The following is a 23,183-nucleotide window of genomic DNA, read 5'->3' as shown; positions in this document are numbered from 1 at the left end:
CGGAGGCCAGCACGAGGGCCCCGGCCAGCAGCAGACACGTATGCCTCCCGGCCGGCAGCAGACACCTACGCCTCCTGGTCGGCAGCAGACACATACCCTTCGTGCGCTTCGTGCTCCTCATGACCCCGCCTCCAGCCCGCGCGGCCTGAGCAGCAGTTCGGCCAGTGAGGCGAGCCAGTCGACGAGCAGGGCGAGCGAGACCGTGAGGATCGAGCCGAGCACCAGGACCGGCATGCGCTGGGTGGTGATTCCGGTGGTGATGAGCACGCCGAGGCCGCCGCCTCCGCCGAAGGTGGCGAGGGTCGCCGTGCCCACGTTCAGGACGAGCGCCGTACGGACGCCCGCGAGGATCAGCGGTACGGCGAGCGGGAGTTCGACCCGGGACAGGACGCCGAGCGGCGACATGCCGATGCCGCGTGCGGCCTCCAGAAGCGTCGGGTCGTTGGCCTTCAGGCCCGCGATCGTGTTGGACAGGACCGGCAGGATGGCGTAGATCGTGATGCCGATCAGGGCCGATTTCTCGCCGGTGCCGAGCCAGATCACCAGGAGCGCCAACAGGCCGATGGCGGGCGTGGCCTGTCCCATGTTGGCGATGGTCATCGCGAGCGGAGTCGCCTTCCGGAACGCCTTGCGGGTGAGCAGGATGCCCAGCGGGATGGCGATGATCACGACGAAGAACGTGGAGATCGCGGCCAGTTGGATGTGCTGCCACAGGGCCTTCGACACCTGGCCGTTCGACAGGGCGTTCTCGGAGATCGCGTCGAGGGTTGCCTGCTGGAACCAGAGCCAGGTGGCGAGCAGCAGGGCCACGATCATGGCGGGCAGGAAGGTCAGCTTCTGCCAGGTGATCCGGGGCTTGAGCGTGACGACCGGCGGGGGAGCCTCCTGCTCGGCCTCGCCCTCGTCCCGGAAGGCGAGCCCCTTGACCTCGTGCTCGCCCTCGGGCCGCTGATCCACGGGCGGTGTACTCACGCCTTCTTCTCCCCTCCGTCGCCCTCCTGCTCGAAGTGGGTCTGCTGGGCGCGTGCCTCCTCCAGTTCGTGCTGGTGCTCCATCGCCTCCAGCCGGTCGGCCTCAAGCATTTCGTGCACGGAGTTCATCAGCGTCTCCATGTCGACGACCCCGATGAACTCCCCGCGCCGCCCGGTGACCGCGACCCGGCCCGTGTTGTCGATGAGCACGGCCTCCAGGGCGTCCCGCAGCGTGGCGTCCCGGGTCACCGTGTCGTGCACCAGCGTGCCCGCCCGGGCCAGTGAGCCCTTGGCCCGCATCAGGTCGCCGCGCCGCAGCCACTTGTAGGGGCGGCCGCGCTTGTCGAGCAGCAGGATCTCGTTCGTACCGCTGCCCCTGATCTTGTTGAAGATCTCCTGGAGCGGGTCGTCCACGGTCACCGTCGGGTAGTCGGTCATCTCGACATTCCGTACGCGGGTGAGGTTGAGCCGTTTCAGGGCGGCGCCCGCGCCCACGAACCCCGACACGAAGTCGTCGGCCGGGTTGGTGAGGATCGCCTCCGGGGTGTCGAACTGCGCGATGTGCGAGCGCTCGCGCAGGACCGCGATCCGGTCGCCCAGCTTGATCGCCTCGTCGAAGTCGTGGGTGACGAAGACGATCGTCTTGTGCAGCTCGTGCTGGAGCCGGATCAGCTCGTCCTGGAGGTGGTCGCGGGTGATCGGGTCCACCGCGCCGAAGGGCTCGTCCATCAGCAGGACGGGCGGATCGGCCGCGAGGGCCCGTGCCACGCCCACGCGTTGCTGCTGACCGCCGGAGAGCTGGCGCGGATAGCGGCCGTGGAACTCGCCCGGGTCGAGCCCGACCAGGTCCAGCATCTCCTCGACCCGCGATCTGATCCTCGACTTGGACCAGCCGGTCATCCTCGGGACGAGCGCGATGTTCTGGGCGACCGTCATGTGCGGGAAGAGCCCGGAGGACTGGATCGCGTACCCGACCTTGCGGCGCAGCTTCACCGGGTCCATGTCGGTGACGTCCTCGCCGCCGATGCGGATGCGGCCGCCGGTCGGTTCGATGAGCCGGTTGATCATCTTCAGGGTGGTCGACTTCCCGCAGCCGGAGGGGCCGACGAAGACGACGAGCTCGCCCGCCTTGATCTCCATGTGGACGCTGTCCACGGCGGGTTCGCGGCTGCCCGGATACCGCTTGGTGAGGTTGTCCAGTTCGATGGTGGCGCCGGTCGTGGACGCGTGCCCGCCGGCGGTCCTCGCGGCGGACGCCGTGGACGCAGCGGACTCTGCGGTCTCAGTCACGGATCCCCCTCGGAATGGTCAGCCGTCCGATGAGCACGTACGCGGCGTCGAACAGCAGCGCCAGGATGATGATCCCGAGCGTGCCCGCGAGCACCTGGTTGAGCGCGTTCTTGCTGCCCAGGGAGCCGATGCCGCGGAAGATCTCGTTGCCGAGGCCGGGCCCGGAGGCGTACGCCGCGATGGCCGCGATCCCCATCAGCATCTGTGTGGAGATCCGGATGCCGGTGAGGATCGGCGGCCAGGCCAGCGGCAGCTCGACCCGCACGAGACGGGCGAGCCGCGACATCCCGATGCCCCTCGCCGCGTCCACGAGCGAGGGATCGACCCCGCGCAGACCCACGATCGCGTTCCGCACGATCGGCAGCAGCCCGTACAGCGTCAGCGCGATGACCGTCGGCGGCACGCCCAGGCCCACGATCGGGATCAGCAGACCGATCATGGCGAGCGAGGGCATGGTCAGGATGGTGGAGGTGGTGGTCGTGGCGAGGTTGCCGGCCCACTCGACGTGGTAGGTGGCGACGCCGATGAGTACGCCGGCGGCCGTCGCGACGACCATGCACTGGAAGACCACGCTGGCGTGCTGGTACGCGTCCGCGAGCAGCTGCTGATGGCGGCTGCTCAGGTACTCCCAGAAGTTCACGGCACCGGACCTCTCCTCACCCGCGGTCCGGACCCCTTCGCGTCAGGAATCTCCCGACGCCTGCTCCACCAGCGGGATGATCCGCAGCGGAACGGGGTTCTCCATGACGATCGCCGTGGCGGCCCGGACGATGCCATCAAAACCGACAACCCGGTCGATCACACGCTGGAGATCGGCGTTCGAGCGGGCCACCAGCCGGCACAGCATGTCCCCGCTGCCGGTGGTCGTGTGCAGCTCCAGCATCTCCGGCACGGTGGCCAAGTGCGCCCGTACGTCCGCCCCTTGCCCCTGCCGGATCTGGAGCGTCGCGAACGCGGTGACGGGATACCCGAGGGCTGCCGGGTCCACCTGCGGCCCGAACCCCCGGATGACTCCATTCGACTGAAGCCGGTCGAGCCGCGCCTGCACCGTGCCGCGCGCGACCCCCAGCCGCCGGGACATCTCCAGGACGCCGATGCGCGGTTCCTCGGCGAGCAGCACGATGATCCGGCCGTCCAGATGATCGATCGCCACGGGGGCCTCCCCTTTCCCTGGTTCGTTCGCCTCACGAGATGGTCATCCTGTACAGAACGCCCGCCGAAACGGGCCATCTCCTGAGCATATTGCCCAGCCGAAATGCGAACTATTGCGCACCTTGCGGAACGGAGAGAGTCTGCGGCCATGACTCAGACCACCCACCACACTCCCGACACCGCCCGGCAGGCAGACCCCTTCCCGGTCAAGGGAATGGACGCGGTCGTCTTCGCCGTCGGCAACGCCAAGCAGGCCGCGCACTACTACTCCACGGCCTTCGGTATGCAGCTCGTGGCCTACTCCGGACCGGAGAACGGCAGCCGCGAGACGGCGTCGTACGTCCTCGAGAACGGCTCGGCCCGCTTCGTCCTCACCTCCGTCATCAAGGCCGCCACCCCCTGGGGCCACTTCCTCGCCGAGCACGTGGCCGCGCACGGCGACGGCGTCGTCGACCTCTCCATCGAGGTCCCGGACGCGCGCGCCGCGTACGCGTACGCCATCGAGCACGGCGCCCGCTCGGTCACCGAGCCGTACGAGATCAAGGACGAGCACGGCACGGTCGTCCTCGCCGCGATCGCGACGTACGGCGAGACCCGCCACACCCTGGTCGACCGTTCGGGCTACGAGGGCCCGTACCTCCCCGGCTTCGTGGCCGCGAAGCCGATCGTCGAGCCGCCGGCCCGCCGCACCTTCCAGGCCATCGACCACTGCGTCGGCAACGTCGAGCTCGGCCACATGAACGAGTGGGTCGGCTTCTACAACAAGGTCATGGGCTTCACGAACATGAAGGAGTTCGTGGGCGACGACATCGCGACCGAGTACAGCGCGCTGATGTCGAAGGTCGTCGCCGACGGCACGCTCAAGGTCAAGTTCCCGATCAACGAGCCCGCCATCGCCAAGAAGAAGTCCCAGATCGACGAGTACCTGGAGTTCTACGGCGGCGCGGGCGTCCAGCACATCGCGCTCAACTCGGGCGACATCGTCGAGACCGTACGCACCATGCGCGCGGCCGGAGTCCAGTTCCTCGACACCCCGGACTCGTACTACGACACCCTCGGCGAGTGGGTCGGCGACACCCGCGTCCCCGTCGACACACTGCGTGAGCTGAAGATCCTCGCCGACCGCGACGAGGACGGCTATCTGCTGCAGATCTTCACCAAGCCGGTCCAGGACCGTCCGACCGTCTTCTTCGAGATCATCGAGCGGCACGGCTCGATGGGCTTCGGCAAGGGCAACTTCAAGGCCCTCTTCGAGGCGATCGAGCGGGAGCAGGAGAAGCGCGGAAACCTGTAGACCAGCTGTGGATCCGGTCGCGCAGGAGTGTTGAACTTGCAACCAAGGTAGGCGAGTTGGGACTCTCAGATCCTGTGGACGCCGCGAGGGCGTCCACAGGACACGGGAGGACAGGGCCCCATGGGGGAGACACAGGCCGCCACCACCATCACCGACGAGCACATAGACCTCTCCGCGGCGGCCGAGCGCTGGCTGTGGCAGAAGGCCACGCTCCAGGTGGGGACGGTTCCGCAGTCCTTCGCCTTCGACGAGGTGAACAAGCGGCTGTACGTCCTGCAGATCGCGCCGGGCGGCAGGGCGGCGGGGAATCTGGTCCTGAGCAAGCTCGACTACGACGGCAACCGGCTGGGCCACATGCTGCTGCCTCACTTCGGGCACGGGGTGAGCATGGGCGTCCAGAACGCCGCCGACGGCACGGTGTGGATCTGGACCGAGGCCCAGGCGGTGAAGGGGTACGGCAAGGGCGTCACCCGCTTCCGCTTCGTCGACGGCGCCACCCGCACCCTCGACAAGGTCAACGTCCGCACGCCGATCCCGGGATCCGTCAACAACCAGCCCTCCGTCTGCATGGCGAGCAAGCGCATCGCCGTACGCCACCGTGTCGGCGGCACGGCGCGCTACCGCGTCTACGACCTCGACGCGTTCACCGCCGGCGACTACTCCACCCACCTCGCCGACTTCCCGCAGACCGGCGCCCACCCGGACCCCACCGTCCCGTTCCAGGGCTACGCGCTGCACGGCGACCACCTCTACCAGCTGGCGGGCACGGCGTACGACGACGCCACCAACCCGCCCTCAGGGCACGGCAACACCTACCTCTCCTGCCTCGACATCCGCACCGGCAACCTGCTCCAGCAGGAGCGGACCGAGGCCGGGCGCTCCCTCGACTACCGCGAACCCGAAGGCCTCGCCATCCGCCGCAAGGCCGGCAAGGGCGGGCCCCGGCTGTGCATCGGGCTCGCCTCGGGCGACGAGAACGCCCGCAAGTTCTCGATCTTCTACAAGCCGTACACGCCCCCGCAGCAGTAGCCCGAGCAGTAGCCCCAACGCGCGGCCCGGAGACGTAATCTGGCCGCATGTCCAGGATCAACGACGTAGGCGGCACGCAGGGGTTCGGTGCCATCGACACCACCGACGACACCGAGCCCTTCCACGCGGACTGGGAGGCCCGCGTCGTCGGCCTCTTCAACGCCCTTCGCGCGCAAGGGCTGTTCAACACCAACGAGTTCCGGGACGCGATCGAGTCGATGCCCGCCAAGGAGTACCTGGCGGCCTCGTACTACGAGCGCTGGTTCACGGCCATCTGCGCCCTGCTGGAGCGCAAGGGCGTCATCGAGCCGGGCGAGCTGGACGGACCGGGTGAGCCGGCGGCGGCCGGGGCCGATACCCATGGCTGAGGACCGCTTCCCGCCCGGCACCCGCGTCCGCACCTTCGACCACGACCCGGCGCACCACACCCGCCTGCCCCGCTACGCCCGCGGCAAGCGGGGAGTCGTGGTCGAGCCGGAGGGCCGCGCCGAACTCGCGGACGTCAGCGCACAGGGCAGCCCGGACGCCCCGGTCGAGCAGGTGTACGCGGTCCGGTTCGCGGCCCGTGACCTGTGGGGCGAGGGCGACCATCACGTCGTACTGGACTTGTGGGAAAGCTACTTGGAAGAGGACCGGCACAATGAGCGGTGACCACCACGACGACGCGCTGATCTCCCGCAGGGTGCGGCGCCTGGAGACCCTGCTCGAAGAGAAGGGGGTGCTCTCGGGCGGGACGCTGGACGAGGCGATCGACGCGTTCCTGGCGCGGTCGTCCCCGGCGAACGGCGCGCGGGTGGTGGCGCGCGCCTGGACGGACGCGGACTACAAGTCGCGGCTGCTCACCGACGGCACGGCGGCCGTCCAGGAACTCGGTTTCATGGAGGGCTCGTACCAGCGTCTGCGCGTGGTCGAGAACACGGAGTCCCTGCACCACGTCATCGTCTGCACCCTCTGCTCCTGCTACCCCCTTCGCCTCCTCGGCCCCTCCCCGAGCTGGTACAAGTCCGAGGCCTACCGCTCCCGGGTCGTCCGCGAACCCCGCGCGGTCCTCGCGGAGTTCGGCCTCACGCTCCCGGCCGACACGGAGATCTCGGTGTGGGACTCCAGCGCGGAGACGCGGTACATGGTCCTTCCGCGCCGCCCCGCCGGCACGGAGTCCCTCCCGGAGACGGAACTGGCGGCCCTCGTCACTCGCAACGCGCTGATCGGCACGGCGGCCGTCTGAACCCGGGTGATCCCGGCGACCCCGGTAATCCCGGCGAACCGGGGTGCTCAGCGTGACGCCGGGCGCCTCAGGGCGGGCGGCGTCGCGCGCTCCGGTGTGCCCGGTGTGGCCCGGATGGCCGGCGTGGCCGGTTCTGTCGACTTCTCGGTCTCCTTCGAAGGATCGGGCGGACCCTCCTCGCTGGGTTGTCCCATCTCCGTCAGGGCCGCATGGGCCGCAGGGGCGAAGAGCGGCGAGAAGTGCGGGTTGATCATGAGGGCCTCGGCCAGGTGGCGGCGGGCCGGGCCGATAAGGTCCAGTTCGCGTTCGATCTGGCCCCGGTGGTAGGCGTACAGCGCGCTGCGCACGCCGCCCCCGTGGTCCTTGTCCATGGCCTTCTTGGCGAACTTGAGCGCTTCCTTGTCGTTCCCGGCCCGGTGCAGCGCCCAGCCCAGCGCGTCCGCGACGGGAATGCCGGGCTGCCGCTCGCACTCGGCACGCAGCCGCCGTACCGCCGCCCGCGGGTCACCGTGGTCCGCCTCGAAGAGCCCGAGGACCAGCTCGTCGTCGACACCCCCGGCCTCCTCCTGCCGCACCCGGTCCCGCAGCAGGCCGTACTGCACGCGCGCGGCCCCCGTGAGGCCCAGCTTCTCGTACAGCTCGCCCAGTTCCAGCGCGTACCGCGGCGCGGGCTGCCTGGCGAGCGCCGTCTGGTACGCGCGCATCGCCTCCGACATGCGCCCGAGCGCCGCCAGCGCGCGCCCCTGTCCGGCGAGGGACCCGTGCTCGTCGGGGTCGCTCGCCAGCGCGGCCTTGTAGTAGCGCAGCGACTGCCTGACTTCACCGCGCTCCCAGGCCAGCTCACCGGCCTGCTGCAGATAGGCCGCCCGTTCGGCGGGTGTGGCCGCGCCCGCCGCCGCGTCGCTGATCGTGGCGACGGCGTCCTCACGCCAGCCGAGGCTCCAGTAGACGCGCGAGGCCTGTGCCAGCACCCTCGGCCCCTTGTGCAGTGCCTGGAGCTTTTCGAGGGTGCTGCGGGTGGCCTTGTAGTTCCCGAGGCCGGTGTACGTGTCGATCAGCAGCGCGTACGTCGTCCACCGCTTCGGCGACTGCTCCACGGCCTCCTCGCCCCACTTCTGCGCCTCCAGGAAGTCGCCCCGCGCGTTGGCGAGCGCCATGAGGCCGTCCATCGCCGCCTGGTTCTGCTCCGGCCCGGACTGCAGCGACGCACGCAGCGCCTTCTCGGCCTTCGGGTAGTACGCGGGCATCCCGGTCCGCCGCGCCTGCTCCGCATACGCGGTGCCGAGCACCGCCCAGGCCCGCCCGTCGCGCGGATGGGCCCGCAGATGGGCCTCGCGGTCCCCGATGACCGCCACCAGATCGGACACCGCGACGGGCACCCCGGCCGTGACCGCCGCGTTCGCCCGGCCCGGCGGACCCGCCACGGGTCTCGGCGCCACGGCGTGCCGCGTCGAGGGCAGCAGCACCAGCACACCGCCGAGGACGACGCTGCCCGCGACCACACCGATGAGCGCGCGCTTGGCGAGGGAGGAGAGGCGCGGCCCGGAGGGTTCCTCGGGCTGCAGCCAGGTGAGGACCGGCTGTCGCTCTTGGATCTGCATGCCGCTCACTGTGCGCCAGTACGAAGACCACATCCCGGCATCCCAAGCCACGCGCGGATGGGGTTCACACCGATGGCCCTGGGTGCGAACCTGTGATCATGAGCCGTATCGAAGCCCCGCACGACAAAGGCACGGCAGCGACCGGCAACCTCGTGGACCGCCTGCTGAGCGGCCTGCCGGCCGAAGCCGTCCTCATCGACCCGGACGTCACGGTCTCGTACGCGAACGACATGGCGAGCTTCTGCGAGGCGGGCACCCCGGCCGTCGTCGTCCTGCCCCGCACCGTCGAGCAGGTCCAGCACGTCATGCGCACCGCGACCGAGCTACGCGTCCCGGTCGTCCCGCAAGGCGCCCGCACCGGCCTGTCGGGCGCCGCCAACGCCTCCGACGGCTGCATCGTGCTGTCCCTGGTGAAGATGGACCGGATCCTGGAGATCAGCCCGGTCGACCGCATCGCCGTCGTCGAGCCGGGCGTCATCAACGCCACGCTCTCCCGCGCCGTCAACGAACACGGCCTGTACTACCCGCCGGACCCCTCCAGCTGGGAGATGTGCACCATCGGCGGCAACATCGGCACGGCCTCCGGCGGCCTGTGCTGCGTGAAGTACGGGGTGACGGCCGAGTACGTGCTGGGACTGGAAGTCGTGCTGGCCGACGGACGGCTCATGTCCACCGGCCGCCGCACCGCGAAGGGCGTCGCCGGTTACGACCTCACCCGCCTCTTCGTCGGCTCGGAGGGTTCGCTCGGCATCGTCGTACGGGCGATCCTGGCGCTCAAGCCGCAGCCGCCCCAGCAGCTGGTGCTGGCCGCCGAGTTCGGGTCGGCGCGGGCCGCCTGCGACGCCGTGTGCCGGATCATGGAGGGCGGCCATGTGCCGTCCCTCCTCGAACTCATGGACCGTACGACGGTGAAGGCCGTCAACGACATGGCGCACATGGGCCTCCCGGAGACCACCGAGGCACTCCTCCTCGCCGCCTTCGACACCCACGACCCGGCGGCCGACCTCGCGGCGGTCGGCGCCCTCTGCGAGGCCGCGGGCGCGACGCAGGTGGTCCCCGCGGAGGATGCGGCCGAGTCCGAACTCCTCCTCCAGGCAAGGCGGTTGTCGCTCACCGCGCTCGAAGCGGTCAAGGGCACGACGATGATCGACGACGTGTGCGTGCCGCGCTCGCGGCTCGGCGACATGCTCGAAGGGATCGAGCGCGTCGCCGACAAGTACTCCCTGACGATCGGGGTCTGCGCGCACGCCGGCGACGGCAACACGCACCCCACCGTCTGCTTCGACGCCACCGACCCCGACGAGTCCCGGCGCGCCCGTGAGTCCTTCGACGAGATCATGGCCCTCGGCCTGGAACTCGGCGGCACGATCACCGGCGAGCACGGCGTGGGCGTCCTGAAGAAGGAGTGGCTGGCGCGCGAGATCGGCCCGGTGGGCGTGGAGATGCAGCGGGCGGTCAAGGCGACCTTCGACCCGCTGGGGCTCCTGAACCCGGGCAAGCTCTTCTGAAGCCCGGGCGAGCTCTTCCGACACCGGAGGACCGGCCCAGGTCTACTCCCCGTCCTTGGACTCGTCCGACGGCCACGGATCGCGGAGCCACAGATCGTCGGCCGGTGTGGGCGCGAGCAGCTCGGCGAGGCCCTCGTCGATACCGAGCTGCTCGGCCTCAGAGCCCGGAGGGACCGCCCGCAGGGTGCGCTCCAGCCAGGCGGACACCTGCGCGGACGGCGCTTCGAGCAGCGCGTCGCCGTCGGGAGAGCTCAGCGCCATCAGTACGACGCTGCGGCCCGCGACCTTGGTCGGCCAGATCCGCACATCGCCGTGCCCGCACGGCCGGAACACCCCCTCGACGAGCAGCTCGCGGGCGAACGTCCAGTTGACGGGATGGTCGGAGCCGATGTGGAAGGTGATGTGGACGGCGTACGGATCGTCGGTGCGGTAGCTGAGCCGCGCCGGGACGGGGATGCTGCGCTCGGGCGACAGGACGAGTTTGAGCTCGAGTTCGCGTTCCACCACGGTGTGCATGTCGGTGCCCTTCCTTTCGTCGTACGGGGCCCTGTGGGCGGGCCCGTACGAGTGGAGAGCGCGTGGGCGCGGAACCATTACGCGGGTTCCGGAAAATTTTTTCGGACCGGCTCAGGGCACCGCTCGGACAGCTCCGGAAGCACGCTCGCAAGACGTGGCGGAACCGCGCCCGAAAGGGGTGGGTACGGCGGGAGCTGCCCAGGGGTACGCGCCGGTCTGGCTGTGTCTGCCCGGGGGACAACCCCCGGACCCCCGGCCGAAAAGACAGCTGGGCCATGCTCATAAGGGGGTCGGTGAGGCCGGAGCCGCCCAGGGGTACGCGCCGGTCTGATAGATGTGGACCCTCAAAAAGACCCCCGAGCAGATACGGGACGACGGACATGAGCGCCCCAACCCCGGCCCCCGGTGACGACAGGCCCCGCGAAGGGTATTACCCGGACCCCTCCATTCCTGGATATGTCCGGTACTGGAACGGTGCCGCCTGGGTGCCGGGTACGAGCCGTCCGGCGCCCCTGGACGGCGAACCGCTCGCGCCGCCACCCGGCGCCCGCCCCGTGCATGTGCCCGCTCCGGCGCCGGCTCCGGCGGAGGAGACGGGTCCGCACTTCTTCGACGAGGACCCGCAGCCCCGCCCGGCGAGCCCCGCCGAGGCGCAGCACGGCAGCCGGCCCGAGCCCGCCGCCGCGTGGGGCGCCGACCGCTCCCAGCAGACCGGCTTCGGCGGAGAACAGGACCGCAGGGTGTCCTGGGGCGCGCCTCAGGGCGCCGACCCGCGGGTGCCCCGCGCGGCACAGCCGGTGGACGCGGTCGTCCAGCCCGACGGGAAGTCCTCCCGCACGGACGGCACGGCGACGATCCCGCCCGCGGACTCGGCCGGCGGCCAGCAGCCGCCGGCGTCCGGCGGCACCGTGGTGTTCCGCCGTCCCACGGGGCCGGTGCGGCCGGCGGGGACGGAGAGCCCGGCAGGAGCCGGCGGTACCGGGAACCCGGGTTCCGCCACCCCCGGCGCCCAGGACCCCCTTCCTTCCGACGGCACCATGGCCTTCCGTGCGCTCCCGCGCACGGAGCGGCAGGGCGGGGCGCAGACCGGGAGCACGGGCGCGGCGGCGGGCGCGTCCCCTCAGTCCGCTCCGCCGGGCACGACCGGTACGTCCGGTGCCGCCGGCGTTTCCGGTGGCTCCGGCGGTGGCTTCGGTGCCGGGCAGGCCGCCCAGGCCGCCGCCGCTGCCCGTAACGCCCCCGCCACCCCTGCCACCCCTGCCACCCCCGCCGCTCCCGCGGCGCCCGTCACTCCCGCGACCCCCGCCACCCCGTCCGTTCCCCAGCAGTCCGGCGGTTCCACCCCCATGGCCAGCGGTGCCGGCGGTGGTCAGCCCTCCTGGGCCCAGCAGGTGCACCAGCTCGCGGGTGCCCCGGGCGAGGAGGGGCAGCGAGTCGCGCCGTGGAAGCCGCCGGTCGACGACATCTTCCAGGCGGCCGCCCGGCGGCACTCGGCGGCGCGGCCCGCGGGCCTCGGCAAGCGGCTGGCCGCGCGGCTCGTGGACACCGTCGTGCTGGCCGGTGTCACCGCCGTGGCCGCCGTGCCGCTGGGCACCAAGGCGGTCGACCACATCAACGAGAAGGTCGACGCGGCCAAGCTCTCCGGCGAGAAGGTCACGGTCTGGCTGCTCGACGGCACGACCGCCGGCTACCTCGGCATCATCCTCGCCGTGCTGCTGCTCTCCGGCGTTCTCTACGACGCGCTGCCCACCGCCAAGTGGGGCCGCACCCTCGGCAAGAAGCTGTGCGGCATCGAGGTGCGCGACATCGAGGGACACGAACCACCGTCCTTCGGCCGGGCCCTGCGCCGCTGGCTCGTCTACAGCGTTCCCGGCCTCCTGGCCGTCGGTGTCGTCGGCGTGCTGTGGTGTCTGTTCGACAAGCCGTGGCGCCAGTGCTGGCACGACAAGGCGGCGCACACGTTCGTAGCCGCGTCGTCGTAGGAGTCCGCGGCCGTACGGACAGGGCGACCGGGGTCCCCCGGACGGCCGCTCGCCGGATGCGGAACCGGGAGGTTCGCGGTCGACTCGGGCCATGAGCAGCGAACCGCCGCCCCCAGGCTCCGGCCAGCCACCGGACGAAGACCCGTTCAAGAAGCAGCCGCCGCCCGCCGAGGGCGGCGGTTCCCCTTATGACAGCCCCACGCCGCCGCCTCCGGGCGGCGGTTCCCCGTACGACTCCCCGCCCGGCGGTCAGCCGCCTCCGTACGGCGGCGGCCAGCCACCCCCTTACGGAGGCGGCGGTCCCTACGGCGCCGGCGGCCCCTACGGCGGCGATCCGCTCGCCGGGATGCCTCCGCTCGCCGACAGCGGCAAACGGGTGCTGGCGAGGATCATCGACATGATCCTCGTGGGCATCGTGGTGTGGCTGCTGTCCTGGGCGTTCGGGTTCCACCAGTACACAATGGACTCGGACAAGATCAAGTGGGGCGATTCCTTCGGGAAGGAAGTCCTCGCCGCCGTTCTCTACGTCGCCTACGACACCGTGATGATGAGCAAGTCGGGCCAGACCCTGGGCAAGCGGGTGTTCAACCTGCGGGTGGCCAACCTCGACAACGGCGCCACGCCCTCCGCGCAGACCATGCTGGTGCGCTCGCTGGTCCTGTGGCTGCCGTTCGCGTTCTGCTGCTTCTGTATCTGGACCGCGATCGCGGGCGGCTGGAGCTTCTTCGACAAGCCCTACAAGCAGGGTCTGCACGACAAGGCGGCCAAGACGGTGGTGGTCAGCACCAGTTGACGCCCGGCAGGGCGGTGGCAGCGCTGCGACGAACGGCGGGTCCGTGGTTCACGGGCCCGCCGGTTCGCGTACGAGGACTCGCCGCATCACGGTCCCGCCGGTTCGCGTACGGACTCGGACGACGCGGCGACGGGTACCCGCTCCTCCCTGAGGGGCACGGGGACGGGCACGGGCGTCGGCGTGGGCGCCGCGGCGGACGGTGCGGGCTTCGGCAGCGGGACCGTCACGGCCACGAGCAGCCCGAGTGCGAGCGCCGAGAGGGTGATCAGCGCGATCCCCAGGCCCGAACTCGTCTGAGACAGCAGCAGCATGGCGAGGGTGGAGAAGATCACGGTGCAGGAACCGTAGGCGAGCTGTGCGGCGGTCGGACGAGGCATGGCAATCGTGTCCTCGGGTGGGGGTTCTCCCCCCGGGTGCCTCTCGCGATGGGGGAGGGTGCGGATAAGAATCGGGGGTGAGACAACGGTGTCGGCTTGGCTTTCCGCCGACTTCCGACGCTCCGCCAATCGACTCTATTCGCCTGCATGCCCGAGTGGAACGACCGGTAAGCGTGACCTTACCCACGGTGCCGGAGCACAGGGGGCGCACGGAGTCATCACGTCCAGCAAGTGGACATGCGGGCGCGCCTGTTGGGGGCTTCGCGGGGCGTCCGGATAGCGAACATACGCTCCGCATAAGGCACTTGCCAGGTTCAAGTCAAGGTCTGTCTTTTCTTTGGTAACTCCGGTCAAATGTCGTCACTTGAATCGCGTTGGACGCGCGCGGACATCCGAGACCGGGATCCCCCCTCCGCGTGAGCGGGCGCGGGGGAGGACATCAAGTGACCAGCAGACCATGGACGTTCAGAGCGACCGCGGTGGGCGCCGCCCTCGCGGCGGCCACCGCCACGTTCTCGACGTTCGCCGTGGCGCAGGCCGATGACGCATCGTCGTCGGCGAGCGTGGAGCGCCACGACCCGCAGCCGGCCAAGACCGACGTCGACCACGACCTCGACGGCCCGCTCAGCAAGACCCAGGCCGCTCAGCGCCAAGAGGCCCTGAACCAGGTCATATCCGGCGACGCCAAGGTCCAGGACCGCAACGGCTCGCAGGTCGTCCAGCTGAAGAGCAAGAAGGGCGACAGCAAGTACGTCGAGCTCGGCCGTGAGAAGACCGACAAGATCTTCACGATCCTGGTCGAGTTCGGCGACAAGACCGACAGCACGGCCGGCGGCACGGCGGGCCCGCTGCACAACCAGATAGCCCAGCCCGACCGCACCAAGGACAACAGCACGGCCTGGCAGGCGGACTACAACCAGGCGCACTACCAGGACCTCTACTTCGGTACCGGCACCGCGTCGATGAAGTCCTTCTACGAGAAGCAGTCCTCGGGCCGCTACTCGGTCGACGGCGAGGTCGCCGACTGGGTCAAGGTCCCCTACAACGAGGCCCGTTACGGCAACAACGCGTGCGGCTCCACCAACTGCCCGAGCGTGTGGAACGTCGTCAGTGACGGCGTGACCGCCTGGGTCGCCCAGCAGAAGGCGGCCGGGGCGACCGACGCGGCCATCAAGGCGGACCTGGCGAACTTCGACCAGTGGGACCGCTACGACTTCGACGGCGACGGCAACTTCAACGAGCCCGACGGCTACATCGACCACTTCCAGATCGTGCACGCCGGTGAGGACGAGTCCGCGGGCGGCGGCGTCCAGGGCACCGACGCGATCTGGGCCCACCGCTGGTACGCGTTCGGCACCGACGCCGGCGCCACGGGCCCGGCCGACAACAAGCTCGGCGGCGCCCAGATCGGCGACTCCGGCATCTGGGTCGGCGACTACACCATCCAGCCGGAGAACGGCGGACTCGGCGTCTTCGCCCACGAGTACGGCCACGACCTCGGTCTGCCGGACCACTACGACACCACCGGCGGCGGCGAGAACTCCACCGGCTTCTGGACCCTGATGTCCTCCGGTTCCTGGCTCGGCACCGGCAAGGAAGCCATCGGCGACCTCCCCGGCAACTTCAACGCCTGGGACAAGCTCCAGCTCGGCTGGCTCAACTACGACACCGCGAAGGCCGGGACGAAGTCCCAGCACAAGCTGGGTGTCGCCGAGTACAACACCAAGAACAAGCAGGCCCTCGTGGTCTCGCTGCCCGACAAGGAAGTCACCACCACGGTCGTCGCCCCGGCCCAGGGCTCGACGCAGTGGTGGAGCGGCAGCGGTGACAACCTCAAGAACACGCTGACCCGTTCCGTGGACCTCACGGGCAAGTCCTCGGCGACGCTGACCCTCGACGGTTACTACGACATCGAGGCGAACTACGACTACCTCTACACCGAGGTCTCGACGGACGGCGGCGCCAACTGGACGGCGCTCGACGGCACGGTGGACGGCGCCGCCATCCCGCGCGACGCCAGCGACAAGCCCGCCCTCACCGGCACGGCCGACGGCTACAAGAAGCTGTCGTACTCGCTCGACGCCTACGCGGGCCAGAAGGTCGACGTCCGCTTCCGCTATCAGACGGACGGCGGCGTGGCCCAGAAGGGCTTCGCGGCCGACGAGATCACCGTGACCGCGGACGGCACCGCCCTGTTCTCCGACAACGCGGAGAGCGCGGACGCGGCGTGGACGGCGAGCGGCTTCTCCCGCATCGGCGCGTCCTTCACCAAGGACTACGCGCAGTACTACCTCGCGGAGAACCGCCAGTACGTCTCGTACGACAAGACCCTCAAGGTCGGCCCGTACAACTTCGGCTTCTCGACGACCCGTCCGGACTGGGTGGAGCACTACCCGTACCAGAACGGCCTGTTGATCTGGAAGTGGGACACCTCGCAGGCGGACAACAACACCAGCGTCCACCCGGGCGTCGGTCTGGTCCTGCCGGTCGACTCGCACCCGGCGGCGCTGAAGTGGTCGAACGGCACGCTGATGCGCAGCCGTATCCAGGCGTACGACTCGCCGTTCAGCCTGTACCGCACGGACGGCATCACGCTGCACAGCGCGGACGTCGCGACGAAGATCCCGTCGTCGAAGGGGGTGCCGGTCTTCAACGACCACACCAGCACCTACTACGACGACAGCACCCCGCTGGCCGGTGTCAAGATCACTGACACCAACACCAAGATCAAGATCGTCAAGGAGGCCCGCGACGGCTCCACGATCTCGCTCCAGGTGGGCCCCGCGGTGAAGTAGTCGGTATTTCCGCAGGTCAGAAGCGTATCGGCGGCAACCCTCTGGCGGGTTGCCGCCGATCGTGTTTAGGTGCGTTCTGTGGTTTTCTTATTGACGCTGACTCGCACGGGGGTGTGACCGCATGGCCGCAGGAGGTTTCTGCAAGCTGCCCAACGGCAGCGTGGTGGTGGCGTTGAATCTGCCCAGCCCGTCGGGCTCGGGCGGCGGCAGCGTGCGCTTTCTGGTCCTCGCCCAGAACCGCGCCCGCGCCCTGACGCGGCTGCGCAACCTGGGCCTGCGTGCGGTCTACCTCCGCGGCAACGCGGCACCCCCCACCCCGGACGAGGTCACCGCGGTCCTGCACCACCCCGACGGCCTGATATGGCGCATGGCTCCTGACAACGGTGTCGCGGAGCTGTCGCAAGAGCTGTGGCACCCGATCAGAGCACTCCTCAGACGCCCGGCGGCACCGGCGTAGGCCCCCGCGACAGGGCCTCGTAGGGCCCTGCGACAGGTCCTAGACCACCGGCTTGCCCGTGAGCTCCACCCCGGCCGCCCGCAGCTCCTCCAGCGCCCGCTCCGTCGTCTCCTCGGCCACCCCTGCGGTGAGGTCGAGGAGCACCTGGGTGCGGAAGCCCGCGCGCGCCGAGTCGAGAGCGGTCGCGCGCACGCAGTGGTCCGTGGCGATGCCGACCACGTCCACCTCGTCGATCTGGCGGGCCCGCAGCCAGTCGCCCAGCGAGACCCCGTTCTCGTCGGCGCCCTCGAAGCCGCTGTACGCCGCCGCGTAGGCACCCTTGTCGAAGACGGCGTCGATCGCGCCCGAGGCGACGACCGGGGCGAAGTTCGGGTGGAAGCCCACCCCCTCCGTGCCGGCCACGCAGTGCGCGGGCCAGGAGTGGACGAAGTCGGGGTTGTCGGCGAAGTGGCCGCCGGGGGCGATGTGGAGGTCGCGGGTCGCGACGACATGGCGGTAGCCGGCGGGGGCCTGCCCTATCAGCTCCGTGATGGCGGCGGCCACATCGGCACCCCCGGCCACCGCGAGGCTGCCGCCCTCGCAGAAGTCGTTCTGCACGTCTACGACGATCAAGGCGCGGCGCATGGTCGGTGTCCTTCGGCTCGGCAGCGGTTCGGTGGGGAGGGGTGCGGGCCCGGCCGTATGTATGAACTACCGAGCCTAGAGACTTCACGTGCGCTGCGGGAGGGGGTATCCGGCTTCCGCGAGCCGTGCGGGCACACTGCCGTTGCATTCCCGCTCACCGGAGGTTCATGCGCGGCGCCGCACGCGCCCCGCTCACCCCCGACATCTCAGATGTACTCCGTGGGAATCACCGGCTCCCCGCGCGACAGCTGCGTCGCCGACAGCGGCAGATTGGCACGGGCCGCCGCGTGCCGGTCCCGTACGACGTCGAGGGGCTCGCGGGCGACGACCTGCCCGCCCTTGATCAGCTCGACCAGGAGCTGCCGTTCGGCCAGCTCACCGGGCACCGGCCCGGTGCCGATCACCTCGGCCTCGGCGATGCCCTGCTCGTCCAGGCGCCGCGCGGCCCACTTGCGCCCGCCGATGGACGTCTTGCCCCCGGTCGACTTCTTGGCCACGGGCAGCAGCGGGGCCTTCGGGTCCACCGACTCGGCGCGGGCGACCAGCTTGTAGACCATGGAGCAGGTGGGATGGCCGGATCCCGTCACCAGCTGGGTGCCGACGCCGTACGCGTCCACGGGCGCCGCCGCCAGCGAGGCGATGGCGTACTCGTCCAGGTCGGAGGTCACGGTGATCTTCGTCCTGGCCGCGCCCAGCTCGTCCAGCTGCTGGCGCACCCGGTGCGCGACGAGCAGCAGGTCACCGGAGTCGATGCGCACCGCGCCCAGCTCGGTCCCCGCGACCTCGACGGCCATCCGTACCGCCTCGGCGACGTCGTACGTGTCCACGAGCAGCGTCGTGCCCCGGCCGAGCGAGTTCACCTGGGCCTGGAAGGCGTCCCGTTCGTGGTCGTGCAGCAGGGTGAAGGCGTGCGCGGAGGTGCCGACGGTGGGAATCCCGTACCGGAACCCGGCGGCCAGGTCCGAGGTCGTCGCGAACCCGCCGACGTAGGCGGCCCGCGAGGCGGCCACGGCGGCCAGCTCGTGCGTCCGCCGGGCGCCCATCTCGATCAGCGGCCGGTCACCGGCGGCGGCGGCCATCCGGGAGGCGGCCGCGGCGATGGCGGAATCGTGGTTGAGGATGGAGAGGATCACCGTCTCCAGGAGCACGCACTCCGCGAAGGAGCCCTCGACCCGCAGGATCGGCGAGCCCGGGAAGTACACCTCGCCCTCGGGATAGCCCCACACATCGCCGCTGAAGCGGTACGAGGCGAGCCACTCCAGGGTCGGCTCGTCCACGATGTTCCGCTCGCGCAGAAAGCCGAGGACGTCCGCGTCGAAGCGGAAGTTCTCGACGGCGTCGAGCACGCGCCCGGTGCCCGCCACGACTCCGTAGCGCCGCCCGTCGGGCAGCCGCCGCGTGAAGACCTCGAAGACCGAGCGCCGCTCGGCGGTCCCCGCGGCCAGCGCGGCCTGCAGCATCGTCAGCTCGTACTGGTCCGTGAAGAGCGCCGTCGAGGGAACATCCACCGGCAGCCCGAGGTCCGCTGTGTTCATGACGGGATCGTACCCCCCATCTCGTCACCTTGACGATTTGTGGGTCCGGTTTCCGCGGACCGTACGGTTTTCGGGGGTCCATTTGTGCGGGTGCCCCCCTCTGGTGGCAGCATGGGCGGTGTGACGGCTCCCGCACCCCTAGAGATCGAAAAGACCGAGTCGGCGGAGGAGGTCTTCGCCGTACCCGAGCCCGACGTTCCCTGGGTGACGATCGTCCACAACGACCCGGTCAACCTCATGAGCTACGTGACGTATGTCTTCCAGGCGTACTTCGGCTACACCAAGGACAAGGCCACCAAGCTCATGCTCGACGTCCACCACAAGGGCCGGGCGGTCGTCTCCAGTGGCTCGCGCGAGGAGATGGAGCGCGACGTGCAGGCCATGCACGGCTACGGTCTGTGGGCCACGCTCCAGCAGGACCGGAAATAGTCCGCGCAGTCCGTACAGTCCGCCCAGCCCGTACAGCCCGCACATTCAGGCGCAGGACCGGAAGTAGCGAACTCACTCCCATGCCAGGACACTTCGAACCGATTCCCGGCGGCGGCGCGGCCGTCGCGCTCGACGAGGTCGAGATCTCCATCATCCGCTCCCTCGCCGTCCAGCTCCTGGAGCTCATCGGTCCCGGCCCTGCGGAGAACGCCCCCGACGACCCGCTCGCCGAGTTGTTCGCGGAGGGCCCCAGCGAGCCGCCCGCCGACCCCGTGCTGAAGCGCCTGTTCCCCGACGCGTACAGCGGCCCCGACGTCGAGGCCACCTCGCCCGAGCAGGCCGAGGAGCAGCGCGCGCACTCCGCGGAGTTCCGCCGCTTCACCGAGAACGACCTGCGCGCGGCCAAGCGCGAGAACGCCCTCACGGTGATCCGCTCCCTCGACGCACTCACCACGGGGGGTGACGGCGGCGCCGTCCTCAAGCTGTCCGCCGAGGAGTCCGAGCAGTGGCTGCGCGCCCTGAACGACCTGCGCCTGGCGATCGGCTCGCGGCTCGACGTCGTCGACGAGGAGGACACCGACCTCCTCTACCGGCTTCCGGACGAGGATCCGCGCAAGCCGATGGTGATGGCGTATCTGTGGCTGGGCGGGCTCCAGGAGACCCTCGTCGAAACCCTTATGCCCTGACTCATCCCGATCAGGTGTTCGCTCAGCGGACGCTCAAATCCGGATAACGATCCTGTCACCACTGTGGCCTGTTGTGCGCGCCTAGGCAGTCGTTTGTCCGGTTCTCCCTGTGGTGTGCCTTACATCGGCCACCGCTGTGCCCTGTCGCGGCCGTGATAAATCTTCACGACCGCCCGACCGACACCACCCATGTCCGGTCGGGTGCGCCACCGAGCCGGCGGATCGCTGGCCAGGCACGAGCGGGCTCGCCCGCTCAGCTCCACCTATCCGGGGGGATCGGAAACCGATCCGAAGCCAAGGGACTGGCTCGGATCGGCATGGAGAAAGGCGCACCACACATGACCTCCTCGCAGGTCGGTAAGCACGATCAGGGCCGTGCCGGCAGTGAGGCCGTGAACGGCGACGCCCCCGAAGAGGGGTACGAGCGCGGGCTCGGCAGCCGTCAGGTCCAGATGATCGCGATCGGCGGCGCCATCGGCGTGGGCCTCTTCCTGAACGCCGGGGCGAACATCGCCAAGGCGGGACCGAGCCTCATCCTGATGTACGCCCTCGCAGGCGTGATCATCTTCTTCATCATGCGGGCGCTCGGCGAGCTCCTGCTCTACCGCCCGGTCTCGGGCTCCTTCGCGGAGTACTCCCGCGAGTTCCTCGGCCCCTTCTTCGGCTACTTCACCGGCTGGACGTACTGGCTGATGTGGGTGGTCACCGGCATGGCGGAACTGACCGCCGCCGCGATCTACGTCCACTACTGGTTCCCGGCGATCCCGCAGTGGGTGTCGGCCCTGGTCTTCCTGGTCGTCCTCTTCGTCGCCAACCTCATCTCGGTGAAGGTGTTCGGCGAGATCGAGTTCTGGGCCTCGATGATCAAGGTCACCGCCCTCATCGGCATGATCGTGATCGGCCTGGGCGTGCTCACCTTCGGCTTCAGCTCGGCCGGCGACACCGCCGCGGTCTCCAACCTCTGGGAGTTCGACGGCTTCTTCCCCAAGGGCATCGGCTCGTCCCTGATGACCCTCCAGGGCGTGATGTTCGCGTACCTGGCCGTCGAGCTGGTCGGTGTCACGGCGGGCGAGTCGGAGAACCCCGAGAAGACCCTCCCCAAGGCGATCAACACCCTGCCCTGGCGCATCGCGCTGTTCTACGTCGGTGCCCTCACGGTCATCCTCTGCGTCGTGAAGTGGACCGAGTTCGCGCCGGGGGTGAGCCCGTTCGTGAAGGCCTTCGCGATGATCGGCATCCCGGCGGGCGCGGGCATCGTCAACTTCGTCGTCCTCACCGCCGCGCTGTCCTCCTGCAACTCGGGCATGTACTCCACGGGCCGCATGCTGCGCAATCTCGCCGAGAGCGGCGAGGCCCCGCGCGCCTTCAGCAAGCTGTCGGCCAGCAAGACCCCGGCGCTCGGCATCACCGTCTCGGTCCTCTTCATGGGCATCGGCGTGGTCCTGAACTACGTCGTCCCGGAGAAGGCCTTCGGCTACGTCACCTCGGTGGCCACCGCAGCCGGTATCTGGACCTGGCTGATGATCCTGGTCAGCCACATCCTGTACCGCCGCGCGGTCGACGCGGGCCGGCTGCCCGCGTCCTCCTTCCCGGCCCCGGGCGGCGCCAAGTGCAGCTGGATCGCCGTGGTGTTCCTGCTCTTCGTCACCGGCCTCATCGCGTACGACCCCGACTCCCGCGTCTGTCTCTACGTGATGGCCGTCTGGGCCGCCGCCCTGGCCATCGGCTGGGCGATCCTGAAGGCCCGGAACCCGCAGGTCACCGAGGGCCGCGAGGGCCGCGAGGGCCGCGAGCCGGAGTTCGAGAAGGTCGGCTGAGCATCCGGTGAGCATCCGGGCTCCTTGAGCGGCTCACCATGCGGGCTGCCCCGTACCACCCTTCGGTACGGGGCAGGCCTTTTGCTTATCCTGACGAACATGCTGACCATCACCCAGGCCCTCTTCGACCAGATCGTCGCGCACGCGCGCCAGGACCACCCAGACGAGGCGTGCGGCGTCGTCGCGGGCCCGGTGGGCACCGGCCGCCCCGAGCGGTTCATCCCGATGCTCAACGCCGCCCGCTCGCCCACGTTCTACGAGTTCGACTCCGGCGACCTGCTGAAGCTGTACCGCGAGATGGACGACCGCGACGAGGAGCCGGTGATCATCTACCACTCCCACACGGCGACCGAGGCGTACCCGTCCCGCACGGACCTCTCGTACGCGAACGAGCCGGGCGCGCACTACGTCCTCGTCTCCACGGCGGACACGGACGACGCCGGCCCGTTCCAGTTCCGCTCCTACCGGATCGTGGAGGGCGACGTGACGGAGGAGGAGATCCGGGTGGTGGAAAGCTACTGATCTCGGGACTCGGTCAGAATTCATCCACTATCTGAGATCACACTCCGGGACCCGGACCGGGAATCGATACGATGAGCCCATGGTTTCCCACGACGTGAGCGACAAGACGCCGGGCATGCTGCTCGTGGCGCGGCTGCACGTCGACCTGTGCAGGCTGCAGAGCGCCATCTGTCCGCGCTGACCCCTGCCGCCGTACGGCCGTGAGCCGCGGCGCCTCACGCACCACCTCTGTACTGCGCTGCCGCGCGCCCACCGACTGACTACTCCCGACAGGAGCCCGCAACCATGGCCATCGAGGTCCGCATCCCCACCATCCTCCGCACCTACACCGGTGGCGAGAAGGCCGTCCAGGGCGGCGGCGCGACCCTCGCCGAGCTCTTCGCCGACCTCGAGACCCGGCACGCGGGCATCCAGGCCCGCATCGTGGACAACGGCGAGCTGCGCCGCTTCGTCAACGTCTACCTGAACGACGAGGACGTCCGCTTCCTCGACGGCATCAACACCAAGCTGACCGACGGCGACAGCGTCACGATCCTGCCGGCCGTCGCCGGCGGCATGTTCTGATCGGCTGCTGACCCCT

General features: G+C 69.9%; 25 protein-coding genes. 16 read left to right on the top strand and 9 right to left on the bottom strand.

Annotation, left to right across the window (positions count from 1 at the left end; all coding sequences use genetic code 11):
- Window positions 1-117: 117 nt before the first annotated feature.
- The 4 genes from AB5J50_RS19880 to AB5J50_RS19865 all read right to left on the bottom strand — a co-directional run bounded on the left by AB5J50_RS19880 (window position 118) and on the right by AB5J50_RS19865 (window position 3,414).
- A complete protein-coding gene (locus tag AB5J50_RS19880; RefSeq protein WP_369259803.1) occupies window positions 118-972 on the bottom strand; it encodes an ABC transporter permease in 855 nt (284 codons plus the stop codon).
- On the bottom strand, window positions 969-2,177 hold the full coding sequence (locus AB5J50_RS19875) for a betaine/proline/choline family ABC transporter ATP-binding protein (RefSeq protein WP_369265452.1): 1,209 nt from the start codon (window positions 2,175-2,177) through the stop codon (window positions 969-971). The genes AB5J50_RS19880 and AB5J50_RS19875 overlap by 4 nt, the downstream gene beginning before the upstream one ends.
- Before the next feature lie 76 nt (window positions 2,178-2,253).
- Window positions 2,254-2,901 (bottom strand): ABC transporter permease, encoded by a 648-nt coding sequence (locus AB5J50_RS19870; protein WP_369259802.1) that lies wholly within the window; start codon window positions 2,899-2,901, stop codon window positions 2,254-2,256.
- A 42-nt stretch (window positions 2,902-2,943) separates the two neighbouring features.
- A complete protein-coding gene (locus AB5J50_RS19865) occupies window positions 2,944-3,414 on the bottom strand; it encodes an Lrp/AsnC family transcriptional regulator (RefSeq protein WP_369259801.1) in 471 nt (156 codons plus the stop codon).
- Between the two features lie 147 nt (window positions 3,415-3,561).
- Here AB5J50_RS19865 and hppD point away from each other — a divergent pair, with 147 nt between their 5' ends.
- The 5 genes from hppD to nthA all read left to right on the top strand — a co-directional run bounded on the left by hppD (window position 3,562) and on the right by nthA (window position 6,961).
- Window positions 3,562-4,707 (top strand): 4-hydroxyphenylpyruvate dioxygenase, encoded by a 1,146-nt coding sequence (hppD, locus tag AB5J50_RS19860; protein WP_369259800.1) that lies wholly within the window; start codon window positions 3,562-3,564, stop codon window positions 4,705-4,707.
- Window positions 4,708-4,827: 120 nt separating this feature from the next.
- A complete protein-coding gene (locus AB5J50_RS19855) occupies window positions 4,828-5,736 on the top strand; it encodes a Teichoic acid biosynthesis protein C (Precursor) (protein WP_369259799.1) in 909 nt (302 codons plus the stop codon).
- Window positions 5,737-5,783: 47 nt separating this feature from the next.
- Window positions 5,784-6,104, top strand: coding sequence for a hypothetical protein (locus AB5J50_RS19850; protein ID WP_369259798.1), 321 nt, complete (start codon window positions 5,784-5,786; stop codon window positions 6,102-6,104).
- Window positions 6,097-6,387 carry an SH3-like domain-containing protein gene (locus tag AB5J50_RS19845; RefSeq protein WP_327429060.1) on the top strand — a complete coding sequence of 97 codons (291 nt, stop codon included), beginning with the start codon at window positions 6,097-6,099 and terminating at the stop codon, window positions 6,385-6,387. Before AB5J50_RS19850 ends, AB5J50_RS19845 begins: the two co-directional genes overlap by 8 nt.
- Window positions 6,377-6,961, top strand: a complete 585-nt coding sequence (gene nthA, locus AB5J50_RS19840) for a nitrile hydratase subunit alpha (protein WP_369259797.1) — start codon at window positions 6,377-6,379, stop codon at window positions 6,959-6,961. The genes AB5J50_RS19845 and nthA overlap by 11 nt, the downstream gene beginning before the upstream one ends.
- A gap of 47 nt (window positions 6,962-7,008) precedes the next feature.
- Here the strand turns inward: nthA and AB5J50_RS19835 are convergent, their stop codons facing one another.
- Window positions 7,009-8,562, bottom strand: coding sequence for a tetratricopeptide repeat protein (locus AB5J50_RS19835; protein ID WP_369259796.1), 1,554 nt, complete (start codon window positions 8,560-8,562; stop codon window positions 7,009-7,011).
- A 92-nt stretch (window positions 8,563-8,654) separates the two neighbouring features.
- Here AB5J50_RS19835 and AB5J50_RS19830 point away from each other — a divergent pair, with 92 nt between their 5' ends.
- A complete protein-coding gene (locus AB5J50_RS19830) occupies window positions 8,655-10,070 on the top strand; it encodes an FAD-binding oxidoreductase (protein WP_369259795.1) in 1,416 nt (471 codons plus the stop codon).
- A 42-nt stretch (window positions 10,071-10,112) separates the two neighbouring features.
- Here the strand turns inward: AB5J50_RS19830 and AB5J50_RS19825 are convergent, their stop codons facing one another.
- Complete coding sequence (locus AB5J50_RS19825) at window positions 10,113-10,586, bottom strand: SsgA family sporulation/cell division regulator (protein ID WP_369259794.1); 474 nt, start codon at window positions 10,584-10,586, stop codon at window positions 10,113-10,115.
- Window positions 10,587-10,966: 380 nt separating this feature from the next.
- On the opposite strand from AB5J50_RS19825, the gene AB5J50_RS19820 reads away from it, so the two are divergent.
- Both AB5J50_RS19820 and AB5J50_RS19815 read left to right on the top strand, forming a co-directional pair.
- Window positions 10,967-12,568: an RDD family protein gene (locus tag AB5J50_RS19820; protein WP_369259793.1), complete on the top strand. Its 1,602-nt coding sequence runs from the start codon at window positions 10,967-10,969 to the stop codon at window positions 12,566-12,568.
- 91 nt (window positions 12,569-12,659) lie between these two features.
- Complete coding sequence (locus AB5J50_RS19815; protein ID WP_369259792.1) at window positions 12,660-13,361, top strand: RDD family protein; 702 nt, start codon at window positions 12,660-12,662, stop codon at window positions 13,359-13,361.
- Between the two features lie 86 nt (window positions 13,362-13,447).
- Here the strand turns inward: AB5J50_RS19815 and AB5J50_RS19810 are convergent, their stop codons facing one another.
- The gene (locus tag AB5J50_RS19810; RefSeq protein ID WP_327429053.1) at window positions 13,448-13,738 is read right to left on the bottom strand and encodes a hypothetical protein; all 291 of its coding nucleotides are present in this window, start codon (window positions 13,736-13,738) and stop codon (window positions 13,448-13,450) included.
- A 443-nt stretch (window positions 13,739-14,181) separates the two neighbouring features.
- On the opposite strand from AB5J50_RS19810, the gene AB5J50_RS19805 reads away from it, so the two are divergent.
- Window positions 14,182-16,533: an immune inhibitor A domain-containing protein gene (locus AB5J50_RS19805; protein ID WP_369259791.1), complete on the top strand. Its 2,352-nt coding sequence runs from the start codon at window positions 14,182-14,184 to the stop codon at window positions 16,531-16,533.
- A 121-nt stretch (window positions 16,534-16,654) separates the two neighbouring features.
- Window positions 16,655-16,990 (top strand): hypothetical protein, encoded by a 336-nt coding sequence (locus AB5J50_RS19800; RefSeq protein WP_327429051.1) that lies wholly within the window; start codon window positions 16,655-16,657, stop codon window positions 16,988-16,990.
- Window positions 16,991-17,029: 39 nt separating this feature from the next.
- Here AB5J50_RS19800 and AB5J50_RS19795 read toward each other — a convergent pair whose 3' ends face one another.
- On the bottom strand, window positions 17,030-17,614 hold the full coding sequence (locus tag AB5J50_RS19795) for an isochorismatase family protein (RefSeq protein WP_327429050.1): 585 nt from the start codon (window positions 17,612-17,614) through the stop codon (window positions 17,030-17,032).
- A gap of 206 nt (window positions 17,615-17,820) precedes the next feature.
- Window positions 17,821-19,149, bottom strand: a complete 1,329-nt coding sequence (locus AB5J50_RS19790) for a nicotinate phosphoribosyltransferase (protein WP_369259790.1) — start codon at window positions 19,147-19,149, stop codon at window positions 17,821-17,823.
- 111 nt (window positions 19,150-19,260) lie between these two features.
- Here AB5J50_RS19790 and clpS point away from each other — a divergent pair, with 111 nt between their 5' ends.
- From clpS to AB5J50_RS19760, 6 genes are all read left to right on the top strand, one after another.
- Window positions 19,261-19,578 (top strand): ATP-dependent Clp protease adapter ClpS, encoded by a 318-nt coding sequence (gene clpS, locus AB5J50_RS19785; protein ID WP_327429048.1) that lies wholly within the window; start codon window positions 19,261-19,263, stop codon window positions 19,576-19,578.
- Window positions 19,579-19,658: 80 nt separating this feature from the next.
- Window positions 19,659-20,264 (top strand): DUF2017 domain-containing protein, encoded by a 606-nt coding sequence (locus AB5J50_RS19780; protein ID WP_327429047.1) that lies wholly within the window; start codon window positions 19,659-19,661, stop codon window positions 20,262-20,264.
- A 338-nt stretch (window positions 20,265-20,602) separates the two neighbouring features.
- Window positions 20,603-22,081, top strand: coding sequence for an amino acid permease (locus tag AB5J50_RS19775; RefSeq protein ID WP_369259789.1), 1,479 nt, complete (start codon window positions 20,603-20,605; stop codon window positions 22,079-22,081).
- Between the two features lie 99 nt (window positions 22,082-22,180).
- A complete protein-coding gene (locus AB5J50_RS19770; protein WP_369259788.1) occupies window positions 22,181-22,603 on the top strand; it encodes a Mov34/MPN/PAD-1 family protein in 423 nt (140 codons plus the stop codon).
- Between the two features lie 79 nt (window positions 22,604-22,682).
- Entirely contained in the window at window positions 22,683-22,784 is a 102-nt protein-coding gene (locus AB5J50_RS19765; protein ID WP_369259787.1) for a putative leader peptide, read from the top strand.
- A gap of 104 nt (window positions 22,785-22,888) precedes the next feature.
- Window positions 22,889-23,167 carry a MoaD/ThiS family protein gene (locus AB5J50_RS19760; RefSeq protein WP_327429044.1) on the top strand — a complete coding sequence of 93 codons (279 nt, stop codon included), beginning with the start codon at window positions 22,889-22,891 and terminating at the stop codon, window positions 23,165-23,167.
- The last annotated feature ends 16 nt before the right edge of the window (window positions 23,168-23,183 follow it).

The sequence above is a fragment of the Streptomyces sp. R35 genome, assembly GCF_041053035.1.
In the GTDB taxonomy this organism is placed as follows: domain Bacteria; phylum Actinomycetota; class Actinomycetes; order Streptomycetales; family Streptomycetaceae; genus Streptomyces; species Streptomyces lutosisoli.
The sequence above is the reverse complement of the archived record's forward strand: the minus strand, read 5'-3'. Positions and strand labels throughout refer to the sequence as shown.